This window comes from Pseudomonas sp. B14(2017), from assembly GCF_002113255.1.
Lineage (GTDB): Bacteria > Pseudomonadota > Gammaproteobacteria > Pseudomonadales > Pseudomonadaceae > Aquipseudomonas > Aquipseudomonas putida_Z.
The window spans coordinates 171,862-189,290 of record NZ_NEJY01000001.1; the positions used below are offsets into that span (position 1 = coordinate 171,862).

At 65.0% G+C, this 17,429-nt stretch carries 14 protein-coding genes; 9 read left to right on the forward strand and 5 right to left on the reverse strand.

Features of this window, described 5'->3' with window-relative positions; genetic code table 11:
- Positions 1 to 30 precede the first annotated feature (30 nt).
- The 4 genes from CAG34_RS00820 to gatC form a co-directional block, all read right to left on the reverse strand.
- Entirely contained in the window at positions 31 to 411 is a 381-nt protein-coding gene (locus CAG34_RS00820; RefSeq protein ID WP_025337810.1) for a septal ring lytic transglycosylase RlpA family protein, read from the reverse strand.
- Positions 412 to 547: 136 nt separating this feature from the next.
- Positions 548 to 1,993: an Asp-tRNA(Asn)/Glu-tRNA(Gln) amidotransferase subunit GatB gene (gatB, locus tag CAG34_RS00825; protein WP_013971062.1), complete on the reverse strand. Its 1,446-nt coding sequence runs from the start codon at positions 1,991 to 1,993 to the stop codon at positions 548 to 550.
- A gap of 11 nt (positions 1,994 to 2,004) precedes the next feature.
- Positions 2,005 to 3,456, reverse strand: coding sequence for an Asp-tRNA(Asn)/Glu-tRNA(Gln) amidotransferase subunit GatA (gatA, locus tag CAG34_RS00830; protein ID WP_024086328.1), 1,452 nt, complete (start codon positions 3,454 to 3,456; stop codon positions 2,005 to 2,007).
- 15 nt (positions 3,457 to 3,471) lie between these two features.
- Positions 3,472 to 3,759 carry an Asp-tRNA(Asn)/Glu-tRNA(Gln) amidotransferase subunit GatC gene (gene gatC, locus CAG34_RS00835; RefSeq protein WP_003255165.1) on the reverse strand — a complete coding sequence of 96 codons (288 nt, stop codon included), beginning with the start codon at positions 3,757 to 3,759 and terminating at the stop codon, positions 3,472 to 3,474.
- Positions 3,760 to 3,964: 205 nt separating this feature from the next.
- On the opposite strand from gatC, the gene mreB reads away from it, so the two are divergent.
- The 8 genes from mreB to tldD all read left to right on the forward strand — a co-directional run bounded on the left by mreB (position 3,965) and on the right by tldD (position 15,107).
- Entirely contained in the window at positions 3,965 to 5,002 is a 1,038-nt protein-coding gene (gene mreB / locus CAG34_RS00840; RefSeq protein ID WP_003255163.1) for a rod shape-determining protein MreB, read from the forward strand.
- A gap of 225 nt (positions 5,003 to 5,227) precedes the next feature.
- Positions 5,228 to 6,244: a rod shape-determining protein MreC gene (mreC, locus tag CAG34_RS00845; RefSeq protein ID WP_371857994.1), complete on the forward strand. Its 1,017-nt coding sequence runs from the start codon at positions 5,228 to 5,230 to the stop codon at positions 6,242 to 6,244.
- Positions 6,244 to 6,732, forward strand: a complete 489-nt coding sequence (gene mreD, locus CAG34_RS00850; protein ID WP_015269051.1) for a rod shape-determining protein MreD — start codon at positions 6,244 to 6,246, stop codon at positions 6,730 to 6,732. Before mreC ends, mreD begins: the two co-directional genes overlap by 1 nt.
- A gap of 33 nt (positions 6,733 to 6,765) precedes the next feature.
- On the forward strand, positions 6,766 to 7,377 hold the full coding sequence (locus CAG34_RS00855; RefSeq protein ID WP_061551950.1) for a nucleoside triphosphate pyrophosphatase: 612 nt from the start codon (positions 6,766 to 6,768) through the stop codon (positions 7,375 to 7,377).
- 54 nt (positions 7,378 to 7,431) lie between these two features.
- On the forward strand, positions 7,432 to 8,889 hold the full coding sequence (rng, locus tag CAG34_RS00860) for a ribonuclease G (protein ID WP_013971067.1): 1,458 nt from the start codon (positions 7,432 to 7,434) through the stop codon (positions 8,887 to 8,889).
- An 82-nt stretch (positions 8,890 to 8,971) separates the two neighbouring features.
- The gene (locus CAG34_RS00865; RefSeq protein WP_085587484.1) at positions 8,972 to 12,805 is read left to right on the forward strand and encodes a YhdP family protein; all 3,834 of its coding nucleotides are present in this window, start codon (positions 8,972 to 8,974) and stop codon (positions 12,803 to 12,805) included.
- Positions 12,806 to 12,813: 8 nt separating this feature from the next.
- A complete protein-coding gene (locus tag CAG34_RS00870; protein WP_075043863.1) occupies positions 12,814 to 13,665 on the forward strand; it encodes a carbon-nitrogen hydrolase family protein in 852 nt (283 codons plus the stop codon).
- A 2-nt stretch (positions 13,666 to 13,667) separates the two neighbouring features.
- On the forward strand, positions 13,668 to 15,107 hold the full coding sequence (gene tldD / locus CAG34_RS00875; protein WP_025337816.1) for a metalloprotease TldD: 1,440 nt from the start codon (positions 13,668 to 13,670) through the stop codon (positions 15,105 to 15,107).
- A gap of 139 nt (positions 15,108 to 15,246) precedes the next feature.
- On the opposite strand, the gene yjgA is transcribed toward tldD, so the two are convergent.
- Positions 15,247 to 15,768, reverse strand: a complete 522-nt coding sequence (yjgA, locus tag CAG34_RS00880; RefSeq protein WP_025337817.1) for a ribosome biogenesis factor YjgA — start codon at positions 15,766 to 15,768, stop codon at positions 15,247 to 15,249.
- A 108-nt stretch (positions 15,769 to 15,876) separates the two neighbouring features.
- On the opposite strand from yjgA, the gene pmbA reads away from it, so the two are divergent.
- On the forward strand, positions 15,877 to 17,223 hold the full coding sequence (gene pmbA / locus CAG34_RS00885) for a metalloprotease PmbA (protein WP_025337818.1): 1,347 nt from the start codon (positions 15,877 to 15,879) through the stop codon (positions 17,221 to 17,223).
- Positions 17,224 to 17,429: the final 206 nt, after the last annotated feature.

Genomic DNA, 17,429 nt, shown 5'->3' on the forward strand with positions numbered 1-17,429 from the left:
CAGGTCGAAAATGGTCGGACTCCTGTCGCGTCAGTCGCTAAGCCCTTGTACTCGCACGCGCGCGGTTCCGCTACGGATCATGCCGATTTTTTCTGCGGCGGCACGTGAAAGATCGATCAGGCGGCCGCGGGTATGTGGGCCGCGGTCGTTGATGCGCACCACGACGCTGCGCTGGTTGGCCAGGTTGGTAACCCGTACCCGGGTGCCGAAGGGCAGGCTGCGGTGGGCGGCGGTGAGGCCATGCTGGTTGAACGGTTCGCCGCTGGCGGTGCGTTTGCCGTGGTGGCGCGCGCCGTAATAGGAAGCGGTGCCGGTCTTGTCGTAACCGTCGGGGTCGACGTCGATGTCCTGGCTGGCGCAGCCGGCCAGCAGGGAGAAGAGGGCGAGGGTGCTCAGGGATCGCTTTAGCAAGTCAGGAGGTCTCCAGTGCAGCCATTCGCGGGCTTGCCCGCTCCCACAGGTATATCACCGCCTGTGAAAGCGGCGCAGTACCTGTGGGAGCGGGCAAGCCCGCGAACGAGGGCAAAGCCCTCGCAGCATATTCAAATCACCCTTCGAGCTTGGCCTTGAGCAATTGGTTCACTTGCCCCGGGTTGGCCTTGCCTTTGGAGGCTTTCATCGCCTGGCCGACGAAGAAGCCGAACATCTTGCCACGCTTGGCCTCGTCGGCTGCGCGGTACTGTTCGACCTGCTCGGCGTTGGCCGCCAGCACTTCGTCGAGCATCTTGTCGATCGCACCGGTATCGGTGACCTGCTTCAGGCCTTTGCTTTCGATGATGCTGTCGGCATCGCCTTCACCGGCGGCCATGGCCTCGAACACGGTCTTGGCGATTTTGCCGCTGATGGTGTTGTCGCGAATACGCAGCAGCATGCCGCCCAGCTGTGCGGCGCTGACCGGCGCCTGGTCGATCTCGATGCCCAGCTTGTTCAGCAGGCTGCCAAGCTCGACCATGACCCAGTTGGCTGCCAGCTTGGCATCGCCACCGATCTTCACCACTTCCTCGAAGTAGTCCGCCTGTTCGCGGCTGGATGCCAGCACGTTGGCGTCGTAGGCCGACAGGCCGTACTGGTTCTGGAAGCGCTCGACCTTCTGCGTCGGCAGTTCCGGCAAGCCGGCGCGGACGGTTTCGAGAAAGCTGTCCTCGATCACCACCGGCAGCAGGTCCGGGTCGGGGAAGTAACGGTAGTCGTTGGCTTCCTCCTTGCTGCGCATGGAGCGGGTCTCGTCCTTGTTCGGGTCGTACAGGCGGGTTTCCTGTACCACCTTGCCGCCGTCCTCGATCAGGTCGATCTGGCGCTGGATCTCGCTGTTGATCGCGCGCTCGATGAAGCGGAACGAGTTGACGTTCTTGATCTCGCAGCGGGTGCCGAACTCGGCCTGGCCTTTCGGGCGGATCGACACGTTGCAGTCGCAACGCAGCGAGCCTTCGGCCATGTTGCCGTCGCAGATGCCCAGGTAACGCACCAGCGCGTGGATCGCCTTGACGTAGGCCACGGCTTCCTTGGCGCTGCGCATGTCAGGCTCGGAGACGATTTCCAGCAGCGGGGTGCCGGCACGGTTCAGGTCGATGCCGGTGGAGCCGCTGAAGTCTTCGTGCAGGCTCTTGCCGGCGTCTTCTTCCAGGTGCGCGCGGGTTACCCCGATGCGCTTGATGGTGCCGTCTTCCAGGGCGATGTCCAGGTGGCCCTTGCCGACGATCGGCAGGTCCATCTGGCTGATCTGGTAGCCCTTGGGCAGGTCCGGGTAGAAGTAGTTCTTGCGCGCGAACACGTTGCGCTTGCCAATCTCGGCATCGATGGCCAGGCCGAACATGCACGCCATGCGCACGGCTTCCTGGTTCAGCACCGGCAGTACGCCAGGCATGCCCAGGTCAACCAGGCTGGCCTGGGTGTTCGGCTCGGAACCGAAGGTGGTGGCGCTGCCGGAGAAGATCTTCGACTGGGTGGCGAGCTGAGTGTGGATTTCCAGCCCGATCACAACTTCCCATTGCATGTGTGAATTCCTCAGAAGCCGTTGGGGGCGCGGGTGTGCCAGTCGGTCACTTGCTGGTAGCGGTGCGCGACGTTGAGCAGGCGGCCTTCCTGGAAGTATGGCGCCAGCAGCTGCACGCCGACCGGCAGGCCATCGACGAAGCCGGCCGGCATCGACAGGCCCGGCAGGCCCGCCAGGTTGGCGGTGATGGTGTAGACGTCTTCCAGATAGGCGGCGACCGGGTCGCTGCTCTTGGCGCCGAGTTTCCAGGCCGGGTTTGGCGTGGTCGGGCCGAGGATCAGGTCGACGTCGTTGAAGGCGGCCATGAAGTCGTTCTTGATCAGGCGGCGGATCTGCTGCGCCTTCACGTAGTAGGCGTCGTAGTAGCCGGCCGACAGGGCGTAGGTGCCGACCATGATGCGGCGCTGCACTTCGACACCGAAGCCTTCGCCACGCGAACGCTTGTACAGGTCGGTGAGGTCTTTCGGGTTTTCGCAGCGGTAGCCGAAGCGCACGCCGTCGAAACGCGACAGGTTGGACGAGGCTTCAGCGGGGGCGATCACGTAGTAGGCCGGGATGGCGTGCTGCATGTTCGGCAGGCTGATTTCCTTGACCACCGCGCCGAGCTTTTCCAGCTCCTTGACGCTGGCCTGGACCAAGTCGGCGATGCGTGGGTCGAGGCCGGCACCGAAGTACTCCTTCGGCAGGCCGATGCGCAGGCCCTGCAGCGAAGCATTCAGGTTGGCGCTGTAGTCCGGCACCGGCTCTTCGATGCTGGTGGAGTCCTTGGCGTCGAAACCAGCCATGCCTTGCAGCAGCAGGGCGCAGTCTTCGGCGGTACGGGCCAGCGGGCCACCCTGGTCGAGGCTGGAAGCGTAGGCGATCATGCCCCAGCGCGACACGCGGCCGTAGGTCGGCTTGAGGCCGGTGAGGTTGGTCAGTGCCGCCGGTTGGCGGATCGAGCCGCCGGTGTCGGTGCCGGTGGTGGCTGGCAGCAGGCGCGCAGCCACTGCCGCGGCCGAACCGCCCGACGAGCCGCCCGGGACGTGCTCGAGGTTCCATGGGTTCTTCACCGCGCCGTAGTGGCTGGATTCGTTGGCCGAACCCATGGCGAATTCGTCCATGTTGGTCTTGCCCAGGGTGACCATGCCGGCTTCGGCCAGCTTGGCAACCACGGTGGCGTCATACGGCGCCTTGAAGTTGTCGAGCATCTTCGAGCCGCAGCTGGTGCGTACGCCGTTGGTGCAGAACAGGTCCTTGTGGGCGATCGGGGCACCCAGCAGCGCGCCGGTTTCGCCGGCGGCGCGACGGGCGTCGGCGGCACGCGCCTGGCCCAGGGCCAGGTCTTCGGTGACGCTGATGAAGCTGTTGATCTGCGGGTCGAGCTGCTTGATGCGCGCCAGCAGGGCGCCGGTCAGCTCTTCGGAGGAAAACGACTTGTCGGCGAGTCCGCGGGCGATCTCGGCCAGGGTCAATTGATGCATGGCAGGCTCTATCCCTTACTCGATGACTTTGGGAACCAGGTACAGACCGCTTTCGGTCGACGGCGCGATGGCCTGGTAGGCGTCGCGCTGGTTGCTTTCGGTGACCTGGTCGGGACGCAGGCGCTGGCTGGCCTCCAGGGGGTGGGCCAGTGGCTCGATGCCGGTAGTGTCGACCGCTTGCATCTGGTCGACCAGCCCGAGAATGCTGTTCAGTGCGTCAGTAATGCGTGGCAGTTCGCCATCATTCAGGCCCAGACGGGCCAGATGGGCGATCTTTTCCACGTCGCAGCGTTCAAGCGCCATGGGGATCTCCAGGGGAAACAAAGACCGGAATTTGGGTCCGCAGTGAGGAACATGTCAGCTTTCTGGCGGTCTAACGGCCGCGAAATTCTGCTGGCGTGCTCGGAAAAACAGCCAATTTAACATATTGGCTCCTTGCCCAAAATCCCTGCCATTGTTAGAGTTTGCCGCACTTTTTTACCCACGCTTTCCCCAGGGTCACTTTCCCATGTTCAAGAAACTGCGTGGCATGTTTTCCAGCGATCTGTCCATCGACCTGGGTACTGCCAACACCCTTATTTACGTGCGTGAGCGCGGTATCGTCCTGAATGAGCCCTCGGTTGTTGCCATCCGTACCCATGGCAACCAGAAAAGCGTCGTCGCCGTCGGTACCGAAGCCAAGCGCATGCTGGGCCGTACGCCTGGCAACATTGCTGCCATTCGTCCGATGAAGGACGGCGTCATCGCCGACTTCAGCGTCTGCGAAAAAATGTTGCAATATTTTATCAACAAGGTTCACGAGAACAGCTTCCTGCAGCCGAGCCCGCGCGTGCTGATCTGCGTGCCGTGCAAGTCGACCCAGGTAGAGCGCCGCGCCATTCGCGAATCGGCGCTGGGTGCCGGTGCCCGTGAAGTGTTCCTGATCGAAGAGCCGATGGCCGCCGCCATCGGTGCCGGCCTGCCGGTCGAAGAAGCCCGCGGTTCGATGGTCGTCGATATCGGTGGTGGTACCACTGAAATCGCGCTCATCTCCCTGAACGGCGTGGTCTATGCCGAATCCGTCCGCGTTGGCGGCGACCGCTTCGATGAAGCCATCGTGACCTACGTGCGCCGCAACTACGGTAGCCTGATCGGCGAGTCCACCGCCGAGCGCATCAAGCAGGAAATCGGTACCGCCTACCCGGGCGGCGAAGTACGCGAAGTCGATGTGCGCGGCCGCAACCTGGCCGAGGGCGTACCGCGTGCCTTCACCCTGAACTCCAACGAAGTGCTCGAAGCGCTGCAGGAGTCCCTGGCAACTATCGTCCAGGCGGTCAAGAGTGCCCTGGAGCAATCGCCGCCCGAACTGGCCTCGGACATCGCCGAGCGTGGCCTGGTGCTGACCGGTGGTGGCGCCCTGCTGCGTGACCTGGACAAGCTGCTGGCCCAGGAAACCGGCCTGCCGGTGATCGTCGCCGAAGACCCGCTGACCTGTGTCGCCCGTGGCGGTGGTCGCGCCCTGGAGATGATGGACAAGCACGCGATGGACCTGCTCTCCAGCGAGTGATTCCGCTCGCTGTTCACGAGCCCCGGTTTACAGGTAGTACGCACAGTGCTACCTGTATGTGCTGGGCTGGCGCCCGTTCGGGGCGCCGTATCCGTCAACCCGCAACCAGGCTGGTGCGTTGTCCCATGTCCAATGACCTCCTGAGTCGTCCACGAGGAACGGCCCATTAAACCGCTTTTCTCCAAGGGCCCTTCGCTGGGCGTTCGCCTGCTCGTCCTGGTGGTGATGTCGGTCGCGTTGATGGTTGTCGACGCGCGCTTCGACGTGCTCAAACCAGTGCGCAGCCAGATGGGCCTGGTACTCATGGAGTCGTACTGGATCACCGACCTGCCGCAGCGTGCGTGGCAAGGTGTGGCCGGCCAGTTCGGCAGCCGCACCGAACTGATCGCCGAAAACGAGAAGCTCAAGACCGAAGCCCTGCTGCTGCAGGGGCGCCTGCAGAAGCTGGCGGCCCTGACCGAGCAGAACGTGCGCCTGCGCGAGTTGCTCAACTCCTCGGCGCTGGTCAACGAAAAGGTCGAAGTGGCCGAGCTGATCGGTGTCGACCCCAACCCGTTCACCCACCGCATCCTGATCAACAAGGGCGAGCGTGATGGCGTGTTCCTTGGCCAGCCGGTGCTCGATGCCCGTGGCCTGATGGGCCAGGTGGTGGAGCTGATGCCCTACACCTCGCGGGTACTGTTGCTGACCGATACCACCCATAGCATCCCGGTGCAGGTCAACCGCAACGGCCTGCGCGCCATCGCCAGCGGCACCGGCAACCCGGAGCGCCTGGAGCTGCGCCATGTGGCCGATACCGCCGACATCAAGGAAGGCGACCTGCTGGTCAGTTCCGGCATGGGGCAACGGTTCCCGGCCGGCTACCCGGTGGCCACGGTCAACGAAGTGATCCACGATTCCGGCCAGCCGTTCGCCATCGTTCGTGCCATCCCCACCGCCGCGCTCAACCGTAGCCGCTACATGCTGCTGGTGTTCAGCGACCGGCGCAGCCCGGAACAGCGCGCCACCGATGCCGCCATTGCCCAGGAAGAGGCTGACCGCAAGGGCACCTCGACCGCAGGCCAGCCGGCCACGACGGGCGAGCAGGGCGCACCAGCTGGCAGCGCCCCTGCCACGCCGGCCACACCAGCGGCCACACCAGCGACCCCGGCAGCCCCGGCTGCGCAGCCGGCAGCTCCGGCGGCCGCACCTGCCACACCGGTTGCCGCGCCTGCCGCACCCGCTCACACCCGGAGGCAATGATGGCTGCATCACGCCGCAACAACGGCTGGGTCATCTGGCTGACTTTCGCCATCGGCCTGCTGCTCAGCGTCTCGCCCATGCCGCAGTTCATGGAAGTGTTCCGGCCCATGTGGCTGGCCTTGCTGGTGTCGTTCTGGACCCTCGCCGTACCGAACAAGGTCGGCATGACCACCGCGTTCGTGCTGGGCCTGGCCGAGGATGTGCTGTACGGCACCCTGCTGGGGCAGAACGCGCTGATCCTTACCCTCATCACCTTCCTGGTGCTGTCGTTGCAGCAGCGCCTGCGCATGTTCCCCATGTGGCAGCAGAGCCTGGTGATCCTGGTGATCTTCGGCATTGCTCAGCTGATCCAGCTGTGGCTCAGCGCGCTGACCGGCAACCGCCTGCCCACCCTGGCGTTGGTCTGGTCGGCGGTGATCAGTGCCTTGCTCTGGCCGTGGATCAGCTTCGCCCTGCGCGACCTGCGCCGACGCTTGCATATCAACTGACGGCGCCGCCGCGACTGACAGGGAGATGTCTGCATGAACCCGCTATACCTGGCCTCCGGCTCGCCCCGTCGTCGTGAACTGCTGGCCCAGATCGGCGTGCCGTTCAGCGTTGTCAGTGCCCCCATCGATGAAACCCCGCTGCCCGATGAAAGCGCCCCGGCCTACGTCGAGCGCCTGGCCCGGGCCAAGGCTGCCGCTGGCCTGGCCTGCCTCGAAGGCCCGGCTGTGGTGCTGGGCGCAGACACTGCCGTGGTGCTCGATGGTCGTATTCTCGGCAAACCGGAAAACCGCGAAGATGCCCTGGCCATGCTGGCCGACCTTTCGGGCCGCGAGCACCAGGTTTTGACCGCGGTCGCCCTGAGCGATGGCCAGCGCGTGCACAGCCTGTGCGTCACCAGCAAGGTGCGCTTCCGTGCGATCAGCGCCGAGGAAGCGCAACGCTACTGGGCCAGCGGCGAGCCCGCGGACAAGGCCGGCGGCTATGCCATCCAGGGTTTGGGCGCGGTGTTCGTCACCGGCCTTTCCGGCAGCTACTCGGCGGTGGTCGGTTTGCCCCTCAGTGAAACGGCCGAACTGCTTGGCCAATTCGGCATTGCCTGCTGGCAATCGCCCGCGCATACGCCAGAGGTAACAAACCAGCGGTAGCCAGCACTGCATACGCCATCCATCATTATCCAAGACCTTTGACGAGAGCCTGCCATGAGTGAAGAGATCCTGATCAACATCACCCCGATGGAGTCGCGCGTGGCGGTGGTGGAAAACGGGGTGCTGCAGGAAGTGCATGTCGAGCGCACCCAGCGCCGGGGCATCGTCGGCAATATCTACAAAGGCAAGGTGGTGCGTGTGCTGCCGGGCATGCAGGCGGCCTTCGTCGACATCGGCCTGGAGCGCGCGGCATTCATCCATGCCTCGGAAATATCCCAGCGCGAAGGCTCGGCGGTAGAGAACATCACCGCCCTGGTGCACGAGGGCCAGGCCCTGGTGGTGCAGGTGACCAAGGACCCGATCGGCACCAAGGGCGCGCGCCTGACCACCCAGCTGTCGATCCCGTCGCGCTACCTGGTGTACATGCCGCGCAGCAGCCATGTCGGCATTTCCCTGAAGATCGAAGACGAAGCCGAGCGCGAGCGCCTCAAGCAGGTGGTCAGCGACTGCATGGAAAGCGAGAACATCAAGGACGCCGGTGGCTTCATCCTGCGTACCGCCGCCGAAGGCGCACGCGCTGAAGAGATCCTGCAAGACATTCGCTACCTGCGCCGCCTGTGGGAGCAGATCGGCACCCAGATCAAGACCTGCGGTGCGCCCACGGTCATCTACGAGGACCTGGGCCTGGCCCTGCGTACCTTGCGTGACCTGGTCAACCCGAAGATCGAGAAGATCCGCATCGACTCGCGGGAAACCTTCCAGAAGACCACGCAGTTCGTTGGCGAGCTGATGCCGGAAATCGCCGACCGCCTCGAGCACTACCCGGGCGAACGGCCGATCTTCGACCTGTACGGCGTCGAGGACGAGATCCAGCGCGCACTCGAGCGCAAGGTACCGCTGAAGTCCGGCGGCTATCTGGTGGTCGACCCCGCTGAAGCGATGACCACCATCGATGTGAACACCGGCGCCTTCGTCGGCCATCGCAACCTTGAAGAGACCATCTTCAAGACCAACCTCGAGGCCGCCACAGCCATCGCCCGGCAACTGCGCCTGCGCAATATCGGCGGCATCATCATCATTGACTTCATCGACATGGAAGATGAGGAGCACCAGCGCCAGGTGCTGCGCACCCTGGAAAAGCAGCTGGAGCGCGATCACGCCAAGACCAATATCATCGGCATCACCGAGCTGGGCCTGGTGCAGATGACCCGCAAGCGCACACGGGAAAGCCTGGAACAGGTGCTGTGCGAGCCCTGCCTGGCCTGTCAGGGCCGTGGCAAGCTGAAAACTCCCGAGACCATCTGTTACGAAATCTTCCGCGAGATCCTGCGCGAGGCCCGTGCCTACCAGGCCGAAGGCTACCGCGTGCTGGCCAACCAGAAGGTGGTCGACCGGTTGCTGGATGAAGAGTCCGGTAACGTCGCGGAACTGGAGGCCTTCATCGGCCGAACCATTCGTTTCCAGGTGGAGTCGATGTATTCGCAGGAACAATACGATGTGGTGCTGCTCTGAGTCCTTCTGAAGTGCGCCGCGGGTGGCCCGGGCTGGCAAAACCGGGACGACGGGCCATCATGGATAAACGACCTGGAGGGCCATGGCCATGGGACGTCTGACCCGCGTTCTTGTCGCTTTGACCCGCTGGGGGCTGGGCGTTTGCGCCCTGCTGGCGGTACTGGTGGCACTGTATGTCAGCCTCGGCCGCGAGCTGGTGCCGTTGGTGGCCGAGTACCGCGCCGATGTGGAAAGCAAGGCCGAACAGGCTTTGGGCCTGCCCGTGCACGTCGGTGCCCTGGAAGGCCGCTGGAGCGGCCTGGCACCGGTGCTGCGGGTGCGCGACCTGCAACTGGGCGAGGGGGCCACGGCCCTGCGCCTGGACGACGTCAAGGTGGTACCCGATGTCTGGGCCAGCCTCACCGCCCGCGAGGTACGCCTGGCACGCATTCAGTTGGGCGGCCTGCAACTGATCCTGCGCGAGAACGAGCAGGGCGCCTGGAGCCTCGAAGGCCTGCCGAAGAAGGACGATACGCCGCTCGACCCCGCCGAGTTGTTGCAGCGCCTGCGCCAGTTGGGCCGCATCGATGTGTTCGACAGCCAGGTCACCCTGCACCCCTGGCAGCGCGACCCGTTGACCCTGACTTATGTGAGTGTCGGCCTGCAGGCCGGGGCTTCGCGCCATGCCCTGGACCTGCGCGCGACCCTGCCCGATGGCCAGCCCCTGTCGCTGAATCTGCGCAGTCGTGCCTCGGCCAACGCCTGGCGCGACGGCCAGGTCGAAGCCTACCTGAGCCTGCCACAGAGTGACTGGGCGCGTTGGCTGCCACCACGCCTGCTGGGCCAGTGGCATGCCGACGCCCTGCGGGCGGGCGGCGAGTTCTGGGTCGACTGGCGCAAGGGGCAGTTGCAGCAGGCCGTTGTACGCCTCAATGCACCGGAGTTGCAGGGCGCCTATGCTGGGCGCAAGGCGGCCAAGCTGAACAACCTGGCCCTGGGCGCCTGGTTCCAGCGCCGGGAGCAGGGCTTCGATGTGGTGGTCGACTCCCTGGCCATGGATGTCGGCAAGACCCGTTGGGAGTCGCACCTGCAATTGCAGCAGCGTCCAGGCGAGGACGCTGCTGCGGAAAGCTGGCAAGTGCAGGCCGACCGCCTCGACCTCACACCGTTGACCCCGCTGATCGATGCCTTGGCGCCGCTGCCGGACAAGGTCATGGCCGTGGTCGATGGCCTGAAGGTGACCGGTGCGCTGCGCAATGTGCGCCTGGAGGCCCGGCCCAAGGCCGAGGGTGACCAGCGCCTGCAGTTCGAAGCCAACCTGGAGAAGGTCGGTTTCGATGCCTATCACAATGCTCCTGCAGCCGGTAACGTCAGCGGCAGCATCAGCGGTGACCTTGGCCATGGCGAACTGCGCCTTGATACCGATGCGTTCATGCTGCATCTATACCCGATCTTCGCCAAACCCTGGCACTACCAGAAGGCCAATGCGCGCCTGACCTGGGCCTTGGACAAGGAAGGTTTCACCCTGGTCGCGCCTTACCTCAAGGTACTCGGCGAGGAGGGCAAGATCGCCGGTGACTTCCTCATTCGCCTGTTGTTCGAAGAGGGCCGCGAGGACTACATGGACCTGCGCGTCGGCCTGACCGAAGGCGATGGCCGCTACACCGCCAAGTACCTGCCCGAGGTGCTCAGCCCCGCCCTCGACGAATGGCTGCGCAGTGCGATCGTCAAAGGCACGGTGGACGAAGGCTACTTCCAGTACCAGGGCTCGCTGAACCATGGCGTCGCGCCGGAAGCCCGCAGCATCAGCCTGTTTTTCAAGGTGCGTGATGCGGCCCTGGACTTCCAGCCGGGCTGGCCGCAGGTGCAGCACGTTGATGGCGATGTGTTCATCGAGGACAGCGGTGTGCGCATCAAGGCTCAGCGTGGCGTACTGCTCGACACCAAGGTCAGTGATGTGAGCGTCGATATCCCGCATGTCGACCTGGGCCAGCAAAGCCACCTGTACCTCGATGGCGACTTCGACGGCAGCCTGGGCGATGGCCTGAAGATCCTCAAGGAAGCGCCAATCGGCACTGGCGAGATCTTCGCTGGCTGGGAGGGCGAGGGGCCGCTCAAGGGCAAGGTCAAGCTCGACATTCCGCTGGCCCACGGGCAGCGGCCGAAAGTGCAGGTGGACTTTGCCACCGACGATGCGCGGCTTAAGGTCGCGCCGCCGAGCCTGAATTTGAGCCGCCTGAAGGGTGACTTCAGTTTTGATTTGGACAAGGGCCTGAGCGGCAAGGGCATCAGCCTGCAGGCCTTCGGCAAGCCGGTGACGGCGCAAATCACCGCCGAAGGCCAGCCCGGGCAGATGCAGACACGCGTCAACGCCAGCGGCCAGGTGTCGCTCAAGGCACTGACCGACTGGCTGCAGTTCAACCAGGCCTTGCCGGCTTCCGGCGACCTGCCGTACCAGTTGCAGGTCAGCCTGGGTAGCCGGGACAACCGCCTGAGCATCAATTCCAGCCTCAAGGGCCTGGCCATCGACCTGCCAGCACCCTTTGGCAAGGCAGCGTCCGATACCCGTGACACCCGTTTCAGCATGACCCTGCAGGGGCCGGAGCGGCGCTTCGATGTCGCCTACACCGACCTTGCCCGCTTTGCCTACGCCGCGCCGGCCGAGAAGCTGGGGCAGGGCCGTGGCGAGTTGCTGCTGGGCGCCGGGGACGCCCAGGTACCTGCCGGCCAGGGCCTGCGAGTGCGCGGGCACCTGGAGGCGCTGGACCTGGGGCCTTGGCAGGAACAGGCGACGCGCCTGGCCGGTAACGACCCGGGTGGTAGCGCGCGGCAGAACCTGCAAGGCGTCGACCTGAGCATCGGCCAGCTGAAAGCCTTTGGCCTGGACCTGAACCAGGCCGTGGTGCGCCTTGCCCGTGGTGGCCCCGCCTGGGATTTGCGCCTCGACAGCAAGGAAATCATCGGCAACGCCCGGGTGCCGGATGCCAAGGGTGCGCCCATGGTCGTGCGCATGCAGACCTTGCGCCTGCCCGCCGCCAGCGCTGCTGAAAAGCAGGCCGAGGCACAGGCCGAGGAGGGCCCGGACCCGCTGGCCTCGTTCGACCCGCGCAAGGTGCCGGCGCTGGACCTGAGCATCGACAAGCTCTATCGCGGTGACGACCTGTACGGCAGTGCGTCGCTCAAGCTGCGGCCGACCGCGCGTGGCGTGACCGCCAGCGACATCGACCTCGACTTCAAAGGCCTGCGTATCGATGGTGGCGGCGGCTGGGAAGGCGAACCGGGCGGCACCAGCAGCTGGTACAAAGGGCGCCTGGACGGCAAGAACCTGGCGGATGTGCTCAAGGCCTGGGGCTTTGCCCCGACTGTGACCAGCCGCGACTTCCGCCTGGATGTGGATGGCCGCTGGCCGGGTTCGCCGGCCTCGGTGAGCCTCAAGCGCTTCTCCGGCAGCATGGACGCAGCACTGCGAACCGGCCAGTTCGTCGAGGTCGAAGGCAGTGCCCAGGCGCTGCGGGTGTTCGGCCTGTTGAACTTCAACTCCATCGGGCGGCGCTTGCGCCTGGACTTCTCCGACCTGTTCGACAAGGGCCTGGCCTACGACCGGGTAAAAGGCTTGCTGGTGGCCAGTAACGGTGTCTATGTGACCCGCGAGCCAATCGCCGTGACTGGCCCGTCGAGCAACTTCGAGCTGGACGGTACCCTGGACCTGGTACGCGACCGGGTCGATGCCAACCTGCAGGTGAGCCTGCCAGTGACCAACAACCTGCCGCTGGCGGCCCTGATTGTCGGCGCGCCGGCCGTGGGCGGGGCGCTGTTCCTGGTCGACCGGCTGATCGGCGACCGCGTGTCGCGCTTCGCCAGCGTGCACTACCGTGTCGAAGGTCCGGTGAAAGAGCCTAGAATCACATTTGTGAAACCTTTCGAGAAATCCCGCTAGGAGTGCTCATGAAGGCAGCTGTAATCCAGATGGTCAGCCAGGACGATGTGCTGGCCAACCTGCAGCGCGCCGGTGCCCTGCTGGAGCAGGCCGCCTTTGGCGGTGCACGGCTGGCCGTGCTGCCGGAAAACTTCGCCGCCATGGGCCGCAAGGACGCCGCTGCCATCGGCCGCGCCGAAGCGTTGGGCGAAGGGCCGATCCTGCCATGGTTGAAACGTACCGCCCGCGACCTCAAGTTATGGATTGTCGCCGGTACCTTGCCATTGCCACCGGTCGGCCAGCCCGAAGCCAAGGCGCATGCCTGCTCGCTGTTGATCGACGAACACGGTGAGGTGGCGGCACGCTATGACAAGCTGCACCTGTTCGATGTGGACGTTGCCGACAACCGTGGCCGTTACCGCGAGTCTGATGACTATGCCCACGGCGCCCAGGTAGTGGTGGCTGATACGCCGGTGGGGCGGCTGGGGCTGAGCGTGTGCTACGACCTGCGCTTCCCCGAACTGTACAGCGCACTGCGCGCCGCTGGTGCGGAACTGATCACTGCGCCGGCCGCCTTCACTGCGGTAACGGGCGCGGCGCACTGGGAAGTGCTGGTGCGCGCCCGGGCCATCGAGACCCAGTGCTATCTGCTGGCTGCGGCACAGGGCGGCACTCACCCGGGGCCACGGGAAACCCATGGCCATGCGGCGATCGTCGACCCCTGGGGGCGCATCGTCGCGGAACAGGCGCAAGGTGAAGCGGTACTGCTCGCCGAGCGCGACATTGACGAACAAGCGTCCATCCGGGCGCGCATGCCGGTGGTATCGCACCGGCGCTTTTTCTCGCAGGGCGCGTTGCGGCCTGCGCACACCTCGGAGTGACTATGAGCCAGATGTTATCCACCGTCAGCGAGCAGCTCCTGGCCCCAGGCGGCTTGACCCTGGACAGCCTGCAGAGCGTGCTGGGTGAGTTGGCCGGCCCCGGCATCGATGCCGCCGACCTGTATTTCCAGGGCCAGATCTCGGAAACCTGGGCGCTGGAAGACGGCATCGTCAAAGAGGGCAGTTTCAACCTCGACCAGGGCGTGGGCGTGCGTGCCCAGTCCGGTGAAAAGACCGGCTTTGCCTACAGCAACGCAATCAACCTCGAAGCGCTGACCTCGGCCGCCCGTGCCGCCCGTTCGATCTCCCGTGCCGGGCAGAACGGCAAGGTGCAGGCCTTCCGCAGCCAGGACGTGACTGCCCTTTATCCGGCGGACAACCCGCTGGATGTGCTCAGCCGTGCCGAAAAGGTCGATCTGCTCAAGCGTGTCGACGCCGCCACCCGTGCCCTGGACCCGCGTATCCAGCAGGTCAGTGTGAGCATGGCCGGGGTCTGGGAACGCATCCTGATCGCTGCGGCCGATGGCAGCCTGGCCGCCGACGTGCGCCCGCTGGTGCGCTTCAACGTCAGCGTCATCGTCGAGCAGAATGGCCGCCGCGAGCGTGGCGGGCAGGGCGGTGGCGGGCGTACCGACTACCGCTTCTTCACCGAAGAGCGGGTCATGGGCTATGCCCGCGAAGCACTGCGCCAGGCCCTGGTGAACCTGGAGGCGATCCCGGCACCGGCTGGTACCCTGCCGGTGGTGCTGGGGTCGGGCTGGTCGGGCGTTCTGCTGCACGAGGCTGTCGGCCATGGCCTGGAAGGTGATTTCAACCGCAAGGGCAGTTCGGCGTTCAGCGGCCGCATTGGCGAGAAAGTGGCATCGAGCCTGTGCACCATCGTCGACGACGGCACCCTCGAAGGCCGCCGAGGCTCGCTGAGCGTGGATGACGAAGGCACCCCGACCGAGTGCACCACGCTGATCGAGAACGGTGTGCTCAAGGGCTACATGCAGGACAAGCTGAACGCGCGCCTGATGGGCATGGCGGTGACCGGCAACGGCCGCCGCGAATCCTACGCGCACCTGCCGATGCCGCGCATGACCAACACCTACATGCGTGCCGGCGAAAGCGACCCGCAGGAAATCATCGCTTCGGTGAAGAAGGGCATCTACTGCGCCAACCTCGGCGGTGGCCAGGTGGACATCACCAGCGGCAAGTTCGTGTTCTCGACCAGTGAGGCCTACCTGATCGAAGACGGCAAGATTACCGCGCCGGTGAAGGGGGCGACCCTGATCGGCAATGGCCCGGAGGCGATGAGCCGGGTGTCGATGGTTGGTAACGATCTGGCGCTGGACAGCGGGGTAGGGACTTGCGGCAAGGACGGGCAGTCGGTGCCGGTGGGGGTCGGGCAGCCGACCTTGAAGCTGGATGCGATTACCGTGGGCGGTACCGGGGCGTGATGGCCATCTGGGACCGCTTTGCGGTCCTTTCGCGACGCAAGGCCGCTCCCACAGGGATTGCGCCATGCAGAAATGGCTGCGCACTTACTGTGGGAGCGGCCTTGTGTCGCGATTGGGCCGCAAAGCGGCCCCAGGGTGATCAGCGCAAGCCGCGCTGCAGCTCGTCGAGGTCGCGGATGTACTTGAACACCTTGCGCGCGGCGGCAGGCGGTTTGTTCCGCGCCTTCTCGTGCTGGGCATGGCGTACCAGCGAGCGCAGTTGCTGGCGGTCGGTGTCGGGGTATTCGCTGACGAAGCGCTCGAGGTCTTCGTCGTTACCGTCGATCAACCGGTCGCGCCAGCGCTCCAGGCCGTGGAAGCGCTCGTTGTACTGGCGGGTCGAGCTGTCCATCTGTTCGAGCAAGGCGTGGATGGCATCCAGGTCCTGCACGCGCATCAGCTTGCCGACAAACGACATGTGGCGTTTGCGGGCACCGTGAGCGGTGTGCTTGCTGGCTTCGGCCAGGGCCTTGCGCAGCTCGTCGGTCAACGGCAGGCGAGCCAGGGTATCGGCCTTGAGCGTGGTAAGGCGCTCGCCGAGTTCGACCAGCGCATGCAGCTCGCGCTTGATCTGGGTTTTGCTTTTTTCGCCGTCGAAGGCGTCGTCGTTTGAATCAACCATGGTGGCAGTCCGCTAGAAATCGCCGCCATGATAACCAGTCGGGGGCCGCTTGTCCGGCCCGGTCGTAGAATGACCCTCGCCGAACGCAGAATTTGAGTGGAGAGAACCATGAGTGCAGTCCAGAGCGTAGGTCCGAAGGACCTGCCAGCATTGCAGGAGCAGGTCGAGGCGATCATCGCCGAAGCGCGCCGCCAGGGGGCCAGTGCCTGCGAAGTGGCGGTGTCGCTGGAGCAGGGCCTGTCCACCACGGTACGCCAGCGAGAGGTCGAAACGGTCGAGTTCAACCGCGACCAGGGCTTTGGCATCACCCTCTATGTGGGCCAGCGCAAAGGCTCGGCCAGCACCTCGGCCAGTGGCCCGGAGGCGATCCGCGAAACCGTCGCCGCGGCCTTGGCGATTGCCAAGCATACCTCCGAGGACGAATGTTCCGGCCTGGCCGACGCAGCGTTGATGGCCCGCGAGATCCCGGACCTGGACCTGTACCACGACTGGAACCTCGAGCCGGAGAAGGCCATCGAGATGGCCCTGGCCTGCGAGGCGGCGGCGTTCGACGCCGACCCGCGTATCCTCAATGCCGACGGCACCACCCTCAATACCCACCAGGGCTGCCGCGTGTATGGCAACAGCCATGGTTTCATCGGTGGCTACGCCTCGACCCGGCACAGCCTGAGCTGCGTGATGATCGCCGAAGGCGACGGCCAGATGCAGCGTGATTACTGGTACGACGTGAACCGCCAGGGCAACCTGCTGGCAGACCCGCGTAGCATCGGCGTGCGCGCTGCCCAGCGTGCCGCCAGCCGCCTGGGTGCGCGGCCGGTGCCGACCTGCGAGGTGCCGGTACTGTTCTCGGCCGAGCTGGCCGGTGGCCTGTTCGGCAGCTTCCTGTCGGCCATCTCCGGCGGCAACCTGTACCGCAAGTCGTCGTTCCTGGAGGGGACCATCGGCCAGCGCCTGTTCCCCACCTGGCTGACCCTCGACGAGCGCCCGCACATTCCGCGGGCACTGGGCAGTGCCGCATTCGACGGCGATGGCCTGGCTACCTATGCCAAGCCGTTCGTCGACAAGGGTGAGCTGGTGTCGTACCTGCTGGGTACCTATTCCGGGCGCAAGCTGGGTTTGCCAAGCACGGCCAACGCTGGCGGCGTGCACAACCTGTTCGTCAGCCACGGTGTCGAAGACCAGGCGGCGCTGATCCGGCGCATGGGCCGCGGGCTGCTGGTGACCGAGTTGATGGGGCATGGCCTGAACATGGTGACGGGGGATTATTCCCGTGGCGCGGCAGGGTTCTGGGTCGAGAATGGCGAGATTCAGCACGCGGTGCAGGAAGTGACCATTGCCGGGAACATGAAAGACATGTTCCAGCAGATTGTCGCGATTGGCAGCGATCTTGAGACCCGCAGCAACATTCACACCGGCTCGGTGCTGATCGAGCGGATGACTGTGGCGGGTAGCTGATCCATAGCCTGTACCGGCCTCTTCGCGGGCTTGCCCGCTCCCACAGATACTGCACAAGCTTGAAACCTGTGCGATCCCTGTGGGAGCGGGCAAGCCCGCGAAGAGGCCAGTGCAGGCTATAGAGAATTCTCAATGAAACCGAAGACCCGGCCCCACGCCGGGTTTTTTGTTTCATCACCTTTCTCTTGAAGTGATTCTGTTTATCA

Excerpts from the sequence above, each read along its gene's own strand:
- rng (WP_013971067.1), top strand. The coding sequence starts at position 7,432 with ATGAGTGAAGAGATCCTGATCAACATCACCCCGATGGAGTCGCGCGTG.
- mreD (WP_015269051.1), top strand. The coding sequence starts at position 6,244 with ATGGCTGCATCACGCCGCAACAACGGCTGGGTCATCTGGCTGACTTTC.
- gatC (WP_003255165.1), bottom strand. The coding sequence starts at position 3,759 with ATGGCGCTTGAACGCTGCGACGTGGAAAAGATCGCCCATCTGGCCCGT.
- mreC (WP_371857994.1), top strand. The coding sequence starts at position 5,228 with ATGTCGGTCGCGTTGATGGTTGTCGACGCGCGCTTCGACGTGCTCAAA.
- pmbA (WP_025337818.1), top strand. The coding sequence starts at position 15,877 with ATGAGTGCAGTCCAGAGCGTAGGTCCGAAGGACCTGCCAGCATTGCAG.
- CAG34_RS00855 (WP_061551950.1), top strand. The coding sequence starts at position 6,766 with ATGAACCCGCTATACCTGGCCTCCGGCTCGCCCCGTCGTCGTGAACTG.
- mreB (WP_003255163.1), top strand. The coding sequence starts at position 3,965 with ATGTTCAAGAAACTGCGTGGCATGTTTTCCAGCGATCTGTCCATCGAC.
- CAG34_RS00865 (WP_085587484.1), top strand. The coding sequence starts at position 8,972 with ATGGCCATGGGACGTCTGACCCGCGTTCTTGTCGCTTTGACCCGCTGG.
- gatB (WP_013971062.1), bottom strand. The coding sequence starts at position 1,993 with ATGCAATGGGAAGTTGTGATCGGGCTGGAAATCCACACTCAGCTCGCC.
- tldD (WP_025337816.1), top strand. The coding sequence starts at position 13,668 with ATGAGCCAGATGTTATCCACCGTCAGCGAGCAGCTCCTGGCCCCAGGC.
- CAG34_RS00870 (WP_075043863.1), top strand. The coding sequence starts at position 12,814 with ATGAAGGCAGCTGTAATCCAGATGGTCAGCCAGGACGATGTGCTGGCC.
- yjgA (WP_025337817.1), bottom strand. The coding sequence starts at position 15,768 with ATGGTTGATTCAAACGACGACGCCTTCGACGGCGAAAAAAGCAAAACC.
- gatA (WP_024086328.1), bottom strand. The coding sequence starts at position 3,456 with ATGCATCAATTGACCCTGGCCGAGATCGCCCGCGGACTCGCCGACAAG.